The organism is Oleiphilus sp. HI0123, assembly GCF_001635315.1.
In genome coordinates this window covers 1-8989 of record NZ_LWGE01001078.1, presented here as the reverse complement: position 1 = coordinate 8989, position 8989 = coordinate 1, and the positions used below count along the sequence as shown (strand labels likewise).

At 44.6% G+C, this 8989-nt stretch carries 9 protein-coding genes; 1 reads left to right on the top strand and 8 read right to left on the bottom strand.

Features of this window, described 5'->3' with window-relative positions; all coding sequences use genetic code 11:
* The 7 genes from A3761_RS25735 to A3761_RS10420 form a co-directional block, all read right to left on the bottom strand.
* Positions 1 to 184, bottom strand: a 184-nt coding sequence (locus tag A3761_RS25735; RefSeq protein ID WP_255374937.1) for a S4 domain-containing protein, incomplete at its 3' end; no start/stop codon positions are given.
* Positions 185 to 259: 75 nt separating this feature from the next.
* Positions 260 to 1564: an acyl-CoA desaturase gene (locus tag A3761_RS10445; RefSeq protein ID WP_068516104.1), complete on the bottom strand. Its 1305-nt coding sequence runs from the start codon at positions 1562 to 1564 to the stop codon at positions 260 to 262.
* A gap of 9 nt (positions 1565 to 1573) precedes the next feature.
* Positions 1574 to 2710: a flavin reductase family protein gene (locus A3761_RS10440; protein ID WP_068554450.1), complete on the bottom strand. Its 1137-nt coding sequence runs from the start codon at positions 2708 to 2710 to the stop codon at positions 1574 to 1576.
* 196 nt (positions 2711 to 2906) lie between these two features.
* A complete protein-coding gene (nhaD, locus tag A3761_RS10435) occupies positions 2907 to 4334 on the bottom strand; it encodes a sodium:proton antiporter NhaD (RefSeq protein WP_231872250.1) in 1428 nt (475 codons plus the stop codon).
* 216 nt (positions 4335 to 4550) lie between these two features.
* Positions 4551 to 5270, bottom strand: coding sequence for a 1-acyl-sn-glycerol-3-phosphate acyltransferase (locus A3761_RS10430; protein ID WP_068510984.1), 720 nt, complete (start codon positions 5268 to 5270; stop codon positions 4551 to 4553).
* Positions 5271 to 5508: 238 nt separating this feature from the next.
* Positions 5509 to 5769, bottom strand: coding sequence for a DUF5062 family protein (locus A3761_RS10425; RefSeq protein ID WP_068510982.1), 261 nt, complete (start codon positions 5767 to 5769; stop codon positions 5509 to 5511).
* A gap of 56 nt (positions 5770 to 5825) precedes the next feature.
* On the bottom strand, positions 5826 to 7226 hold the full coding sequence (locus tag A3761_RS10420; protein ID WP_068510979.1) for a M17 family metallopeptidase: 1401 nt from the start codon (positions 7224 to 7226) through the stop codon (positions 5826 to 5828).
* Positions 7227 to 7329: 103 nt separating this feature from the next.
* Between A3761_RS10420 and A3761_RS10415 the strand changes: the two genes are divergently transcribed.
* Positions 7330 to 7665 carry a DUF6122 family protein gene (locus A3761_RS10415; protein ID WP_197470100.1) on the top strand — a complete coding sequence of 112 codons (336 nt, stop codon included), beginning with the start codon at positions 7330 to 7332 and terminating at the stop codon, positions 7663 to 7665.
* A gap of 129 nt (positions 7666 to 7794) precedes the next feature.
* Here the strand turns inward: A3761_RS10415 and A3761_RS10410 are convergent.
* On the bottom strand, positions 7795 to 8989 hold a 1195-nt coding region (locus tag A3761_RS10410; protein ID WP_068750185.1), incomplete at its 5' end, for a 6-phosphofructokinase.

The following is an 8989-nucleotide window of genomic DNA, read 5'->3' as shown; positions in this document are numbered from 1 at the left end:
TATTCTGTATATCTGTTTTATCAACCGTGACGCGAGTGAATTGTTTAATCGGTAAACTGGCGAATGAAGCAGGAACATCATTAACTAGGACTCTTCTTTGCGCAATGAGAGTTTGAACTTCTCTTTTGCTAATCGAAAGTTTTTTGCTTACTAGGCGATCAAGGCGAGTTGCAGAGTATCCCATAGTTAAATGCCCGGTCATTTATATAGCTGTTTCGCCGGGCACTTTACAGAACTTTATAGAAAAATTAAACAGATCTTACGCAGCGCTCAGCTTACTCTTGGATGACTTTGTTTTAGGTGAAATAACCTGTATCTCGGCAGTTCCTGGTTTGGCAGTGTTTAACAAACTAGCAAACTTGTTTTTAATAGAGGCCAAACCAGGTACTTTTTCAGTAATTTTTTCGCTTACCTTTTCGGGAAGAGAGTGTTCTACCAAGCGCCTGGCAACGGTACCTAACATTGGCACCATTTTCCCTTTAGCATAAGGAACGCCATAGCGCTCGCAGATATTCTGGACTTTTGGGCCAAGCTCTCGATAACGCCACGCTGGCAGGTCTGGGTAGAGATGGTGCTCTATCTGGTGACTCAAATGCCCACTCATAATGTGAGTTAAAAGGCCCCCTTCAAAATTGCTGGAACCAAGAATTTGGCGTAGATACCACTGTCCCTTTGTCTCTGCCTCCATTTCCTTTTCAGTGAAGGTGAAATTGCCATCAGGTAGATGACCGCAGTAAATAACAGCAAAAGCCCACACGTTTCTAATTACTTGGGCGCTTACATTTCCGGCAAGAACCTTTGGTGCTAGTGGCCCGGCAAGTGCGGGGTAGAAGACATACTCCTTGAGGCCTTTCTTGCTTGCTTTGGCGACAAATTCTTTAAGTTCCTGAAATACTTCCGGAAGAGGCAGTAGGTCATCGTGTTCTGCCTGACGTAACCATTTTGGTAGCAAGTACTGAGTAAGCTGAAGATCATACAGGCTTACCGAAAACTCAAATGCCAATGCATTGGCGACATTGAATGGAACCTGTAGCAAGTGAATCGGTTTCCATTCAATATCTTCAGAAAAACGGTATAGACCAAAGCCGTAATCGGTATCTTTACCTATTACGTTGGTATATGCGTGGTGGTGATGGTTATGTGCTCGTTTCCAGTTTTTAGCGGTGCCAGTCATCGTCCACTCATAGTCAGAGTTATACGTTTCATCGCCCATGAAATCATATTGACCGTGAATAACGTTGTGGCCTATCTCCATATTTTCGAGAATATGTGCTGCGCTCAAGCTGGCGACACCCAGGGCCCAGCTAACCGGTTCGATACTAAAATGAATCAATAGGCGACCTGATATTTCCAAATAACGCTGTATGTCGACAATTTGTTGAAAATAGTCGATATCTTCTTTTCCTAGCTTTGACTCGATAGAGTAGCGTAACTCGTCCAGTTCTTTTTGGAAGTCATTGATTTGCTGAGGGCTTAAATCTGGCTTATCGCTACTTTTAAACGCTGTTTTAATATCGACCAGTGTTTTTTTTGTACTTTCTTGAACCTTGCTTTGATTGCTCATAAAACTGTCCTATAACTCGATGTGAGTTGCTGTTTTCGCAACGGATATGCAGGGAAGGATGTAGTCATTATCTTTTGTCGACTCTTCCCCGGTTGCTAGATTGACGGTAGTGCCTGAAACTTTCTTGCAGCGGCAGGTTCGGCAGATTCCGGTGCGGCATGCTGATTTAGGCTTCAAACCGGCCGCTTCAGCTTCCTGCAATATTGTTCTTGCTGGGCTTGATACGACTGATGCATCTAAGGAGTCGAATTGAAGCTCGCTCGAGTAGCCTAATGTACTGGCATCAGCCAGGTCTGAAGTGAAGTTCTCTAGATGGATTTTTGAAGGGGCTATGCTTAGCTGCTCAAATATTTCCATAGATGCCTTCATAAAACCTTGGGGGCCACACATGTAGATGTCGCGACTTGATAAGTCAGGAACGAGTGATTGAAGTTGTGAACTATTTATTAGGCCGCTTTTCTTTCCGCGTGAGCCAGTTTCTAGCACAAACTGACTATTAATATTTGAGCGACTGCTTGTTAACTCTTCAATCTCTTTTTTAAAAATAAGATCTTTGGCTGACTTAGCGTAATTTATAAACACAATATCACTGCGGTTACCTGTTTTTGACAGGTAGCGAAGCATTGACATGACGGGAGTTATGCCGCTTCCTGCAGAGAGAAAAAGAATCTTTCCTGGAGGGTGGTAGGGTAATACAAATTGTCCCTGCGCCTTACTGACATTGATTTCGTCTCCAACTTTAAGCTGTGAGAATAGCCAGTTTGAAGCTAATCCTTTTTCTATGCACTTAACCGTAATGGCGTACTCGTTTTGTTGTGCATGATCAAAGCCTAGCTCTGGCTGTGAAGACAAGGTGTATGTTCTTTCAACGGTTTCGCCTTTATTGTCGAACTTTATATTAATATGAGAGCCAGCGCTGTGATGATTTAAAGACTGTTTAGTTTTGAAGTAATAACTTTTGGTATCGTGTGTCTCTTTGACTATCCGGCTAATGCGTGCATTAATGGTAGGGGAGCGTTCATCAATAACTTCGCTCGCTGGTTTGTTTAGTCCAGCAGTGCTCTTGAAAAGATCTGCTACTTTCCGAGGCAGTTGCTTTAAAGACGCAACATCATTGAATGGTCGTTTCTGGCTGAGTGTGTCCATAATTTTCCTCGAGAGTGGTAGTAATTTAGGAGAACAGTTGTACTCTTAGATATAGACGTTATAGAAGGGGGTGTTGTTTGTCAATATAAACTTACAGGTGTACTCTGGAGTTTGATGTATGTCAGTTTATTGAAGGGGGGAGTTTTATAGGTGTAGAGTGGTGGCATTAGCAAGTCTATAAAAAATTCTTATAGCATTAGCTGTTGATTAATAGGTGTACCCAGATGCTGGCAGCGTAGCCGAGCGCGATGACTGGCGTCCATCTTAAATGGCTGAAGAAGGTATACTTTCCCCGAGCCTGGCCCATTAGAGCGACACCTGCGGCCGAACCGATTGATAACAGGCTGCCGCCAACACCGGCGGTCAGTGTGACCAATAGCCACTGTACGTGTGGCATGTCAGGGTTCATTGTTAGAATGGCGTACATCACCGGGATATTGTCAATTAAAGCAGATAAGACACCCACCATGATATTAGCGTTTGTTGCGCCAAATTCACCGTAGATATACTCAGAGCTAATTCCAAGGTAGCCAAGGAATCCCAGGCCTCCAACAGCCATTATGACGCCATAAAAAAAGAATAGCGTGTCCCACTCAGCATGGGCGATTTTAGAGAATACATCAAAGTCATAAGGGTCTTGGTTCGCGCCGGGAGGGTACTCAGAGCCGTGGTTCCAGGATTTGGACTTTTGGTTGAGGAAGTAACCGTAGAATTTAAGGTAGGCAAGGCCTGTGAGCATGCCAAATACCGGTGGGATGTGTAAGACGCTATGAAAGGTGACAGCCGTCGCAATAGTTAGGATAAATAAAATAGCTATAGGAACTCCACCAAACTTAACCGGGCGAGCATTTCCTTCAGGGTCATCGGGTGTGCCTTTATGGATTGCAAAGTGCATGATGCTTGCGGGAACTAAAAAGTTGACCAAGGAGGGGAGAAAGAGTGCAAAAAAATCGCTGAATTCGATAATACCTTTTTGCCAGACCATTAGCGTGGTGATGTCGCCGAAGGGGCTGAATGCGCCACCGGCATTTGCTGCGACAACAATGTTAACGCAGCTGACCGAGACGAAGTTAGACTTACCATTTGCGACAGCGATAACGACGGCGCAAAGTATAAGTGCGGTAGTTAGATTGTCTGCGATCGGTGAAATTACGAACGCCAGGAAACCTGTGAACCAGAAAAGTTGGCGATAACTAAAACCTTTTGATATTAGCCAGTAACGTAAATCATCAAACAACCCTCTCTCTACCATGGCATTAATATAGGTCATGGCGACAAGTAAGAAGAAAAATAGCTCACTATATTCAAGGAAGTTATGCCGGATTGCAGGCTCAATTAATTCGCTATCACCAGAGCGGTGGTACGCAAAAGCAATAATAATCCATATCAGAGAGGCGGCTAGAAGAACTGGTTTGGACTTTCGCAGGTGTATTTTTTCTTCAAGTACGACAAAAACATAAGCGAGACAGAAGACGCTTAATGCCAGATAGCCAGTCCATGACGAGCTTAAATCATAGGGCTTAATCAGTTGTGGCTCACTATGCGCATTGGTAGCGAGTAGCGTGCAAGCGATTACTAATACAAAGCGTAAGCCTGGCATGATTATGGGTAGAGGCTTGAGCATAGTGCTTCAAATCATTGTTGTTTTTGGATAGTTGATGATAAACAACTTTATCTCGTTTTGACCAGTGTCTCTAAGGCTTAATATGTGCGTATGGGGGCTAATTAGACGATTCTAGACGTAAATCAATTTGGGGAAGGGAATTCTAGGCAAGGTTTATAGAGACGGCTAGCCAGAAGCGAAAGGTTCTGGCTAGTTTGGGCGTCGCGATGTGTCGCTCTATTTACCGCACTCATCCTCTAGGCGGCTGATAGTTTCCATCATGTCAAGCCGACAACTGAGCATTAGCTCTTCAAGGTCGTCTTTACTAAGGTCTTTTGTTTCAATGGGTGGAAGTATTTCGATAATCGCCTGACCATTCGTGCGGTTGTTGAGACTAAAACCTTTTAAGTAAGGGCTTGTACATACGGGAACAATAGGAACGCCTGCGTTGATGGCCGTTACAAATGCGCCTTTTTTAAATGGAAGCATGTTCTTGCCACGATTACGTGTGCCTTCTGCAAAAAACCAAATATTGGTTTTCTTTTCAGTGAGGGCTGTTTTGGTAATCTCCATTGCTTCCATCGCTTTTTTAGGGTTACCTCGGTCAACTAACACGTTGCCAGCTAGCCAGTAAAGCTGGCCAAAAAATGGAATCCATTTAAGGCTTTTTTTACCCAAGCTGACTGTGCGTGGCGGCACGGAATATCCAGTTACAAATAAGTCCCAGTTGCTTTGGTGATTGGCTACCACGATAAAAGGACGATCGCTTGGATAATTATGGGCGTTAACCAATTTTGGCTTAATACCAATAATAGGCAGGCCGAAAAACGCAAATGTCTGTGCGCACCAGCGGCTGTTAGTCGGGTGAAAGGGGCGAATAATTCCGTAAAGAAGGCCGAGAGCGCAACTGATGACAAAGTGAATAGATAATAAGGAATAACGAATAAAACGAATCATTAGACTCTCAGTGCAAGTAATTAAAGTTTGAGTACAAGTGTACGCTATTGGGCGAACTCATTACAGTGTCTTGGATTGAATCATTGGAAATTAATGGTTGAATCTACAACTGAAAAGAGTTCAACACGATCATCGTGCTGAGTGTAGATTCGCTTTTACGTTTGTCTACGGCAGGCGTGAAGGTGAATAGTGCATAAGATAGTCTGAGCCATTGCCTAAAGCAATGGCTCAAAGTAAATTATTTAAGCGGATGTCCCTCGGGTAACTGCTTATACAGCCACATAACAATTTTGTGCTTCATTTTCACCAAGGTCAGATCATCCTTAGCAAGAGGTTGAAGCTGCTTGTCGTGTACTAGTAAGCGGTAAATGTACTCGATTTTGTCGTCTTGAGAGTCATCAGCTTCGAATTTTGCGACGCCACGTTTTTCGGCATATAAGGTGCCGATGCGAATTGCTTCTTTAAGGAGTTGAGCTTCGTTTTTTAGCTTCTTCGCCATACTGGGCTTCTCATAAGTTTATAGTTAGGGTGAATGTGTAACATAGCTAATTTGTTTTATTTGTTGAAACGTTGCTCTAGTAGGTCGAAGACTGCACGAATACCAAATGCTTCGCCGCCAGTTGGTCGCCCAGGAAGCTTTCGATTATTCCAGGCCATTACATCAAAATGAACCCATGGAGTGTCATCAGACACGAATAATTGTAAGTAAAGCGCTGCTGTAATAGCGCCGCCAAAACCCGTGGCTGCGCTATTAAGGGTGTCAGCAATATCGCTTTTTAGCATGTCCTGGTAAGGGCTGTGTAGGGGGAGTTGCCACACAAGGTCTTGGCTGCTCTTTCCACACTCCTGCAACGAAGATGCAAGTTGTTCGTCATTGCAAAAAAAACCGGGTAACTCTGTTCCTAATGCAACTCGGCAGGCGCCGGTTAGTGTTGCAAAGTCGAATATCATGTCCGGGTTTTCGCTATCTGCTTCGGTCAATGCGTCACATAAGACTAAGCGGCCTTCAGCGTCAGTGTTGTCAATTTCGACAGTAATTCCTTGTCGTGTGGTGATTACATCACCTGGACGAAAAGCATTCGAAGATACGGCATTCTCTACTGCGGGTATTAGTACACGTAATCTGATTGGAAGAGCTTGGTCCATAATTAATTTTGCTAGCCCAAGTACGTGCGCCGCGCCGCCCATGTCTTTTTTCATAAGGCGCATAGCATTACTGGGCTTGAGGTCCAGGCCTCCGCTGTCAAAGCAAACTCCTTTGCCAACCAGTGTTATTTTTGGGGCATCTTCGTCACCCCAAGTAAGATCAATGAGCCTTGGTTCATGTACACTGGCTCTGCCAACGGCATGAATGGTAGGGTAGTTGTGCTCAAGTAGTTGGTCGCCAACAAACTGTTCGAGCTTAGCACCGTATTGCTCTGCGAGCTGCTCAGCTACGGTACCCATATCTTCAGGCATTAAGTCACTGGCTGGGGTGTTGATCAGATCTCTTACTAATGACACTGAAGAAGAAAATGCCTGTGCTTTGTTGAGTATTGCTTCTGAAGATACAGAAAGTGTTGGCAGGCTCTTATCATTCTTTTTATATTCAGTGTACCGGTAACAAGAGAGGGCCCAGGTGATTGCGAACTGAGTTTCAAACTCAGTTTGGTCTTCAAATAGCTCGCTGCACTGACTGCAATCCAGCGAGTAGCGCGCCGCAGGAATTTGTAGCGCTAGATCGCCAGCAATGAAGTAGTCACTCTTAGGGCTCATTCCATAAATGCATTGCAGTGCGCTGCCGTCACTATCCGGGATGAGGATTCCACCTTTCCCCTCATAGTTATTTGCGTTCAACCAGGTCTTAATATTTTCGGCTTGCTTTGCTACCCAGTTTTCGTAGTGTTCGCTATTGATAATAACGATTGCTGTGCTTTCTTGATTTGAAACTTCTAATACAGGAAACTGTTCGTTCATTGATTGGTAAAGCCTTCAGGAGTTAGCTGGGAGCGCGAAAGCGATATCTATGCTTTAACATCCGCGCTTTTGATAAGTTCAGTATAAACATAATCGGGAGAAAATCATTCTTCATATCGCATTACACTTTCTCGTACCGTTGTTAGTAGCAACAGCAGTCTTTGCCAAAACACGAGATTCTAAGTTCACGGTAAAAATATATCTGCTTTTGGTTGCGACAATGTTAGTCGATCTTGATCACTTACTTGCGGTACCGATTTATGACCCAGGTCGATGCAGTATTGGTTTCCACCCTCTACATAAAGAATTTATGATTCCGGTTTATGCTCTGATGGCTTTGTTTCCAGCAACTCGGTGGATAGGGATAGGCTTGCTAATCCATATGGGCCTGGATGCCCAGGATTGTTGGCGGCAAGGTTTTTATGGGGCTATTCATTAGCGAAGGATGAAACCCTCTGCATACGTAGGGCTGAAACTAACGGCATGTCCGTTCTGCGCCCCGAGACGGGCCGCCTACATAACTTTGGGTAGGCGGAGTCTCTGAGTTAGATAAGCGTGTTGCGAAGCTTTAAACTTCGAACTCACTTCCTGTCTTCTTTTCAATAAGCTTGTTCTGAAGCTTAACGTAGCGCGGCATACCGTTCTCATCGTAAGGCGGGTAGTCTTCGCCTTGAACAAGTGGAGTTAGGTATTCACGACACTCAGCAGTAATTCCGAAACCATCATCTGAAATATAGTGAATAGGCATTTTCTTTTCTTGGTTAGCAACCTGGCTAAGCGGTGCTTCACCGATAGACCACTTGTATGGAGCGGCTTGTTCGCGAACGATAATTGGCATGACTGCATTCTTACCATTTACAGCGAAATCAACAGCTGCTTTGCCCATGGCATAGGCCTGCTCAACATCCGTTGAAGAGGAAATATGGCGTGCTGCGCGTTGAAGGTAGTCGGCAACTGCCCAGTGGTATTTATAACCAAATTCATCTTTAACCATATTAGCAAGCGTTGGTGCGACGCCACCTAGTTGGGTATGACCAAACGCATCAACTGCGCCTGCGTCTGCTACAAAGCGGCCATCTTCGTACTGAGCGCCTTCAGATGCCACGACAACGCAGTAACCGTAATTTTTTACTGCTTCATCTACACGTGCTAAAAACTTCTGTTTATCAAAGGCTATTTCTGGAAATAGAATAACGTGTGGTGCTTCGTGCGCTTCGGTGCCGGCCAAACCACCAGCTGCGGCGATCCAACCTGCGTGACGGCCCATGACCTCAAGAATAAATACTTTAGTTGAGGACTCGCACATAGAAGCGATGTCCATTGCCGCTTCTTTAGTAGAAATAGCGACGTATTTTGCAACCGAACCAAAGCCCGGGCAGCAATCAGTGAACGGAAGGTCGTTATCTACGGTTTTTGGCACACCGATACAAGTAATCGGGTAACCCATTTTTTCACTTAGTTGAGAAACCTTATAAGCTGTATCTTGAGAGTCGCCGCCGCCATTATAGAAGAAGTACCCAATATCATGAGCTTTGAATACTTCGATCAGACGTTCATATTCACGCTTGTTCTCATCAAGGTTTTTCAGTTTGTAGCGGCAAGAACCAAATGCACCGCTTGGAGTGTGCTTTAGTGCGGCGATATCTTCGATGCTTTCCAGACTGGTGTCGATCAACTCTTCACGGAGTGCTCCAATGATGCCGTTACGTCCAGCGTAAACCTTACCAATTTTGTCTGGGAATTGGCGAGCTGTTTCGATTACG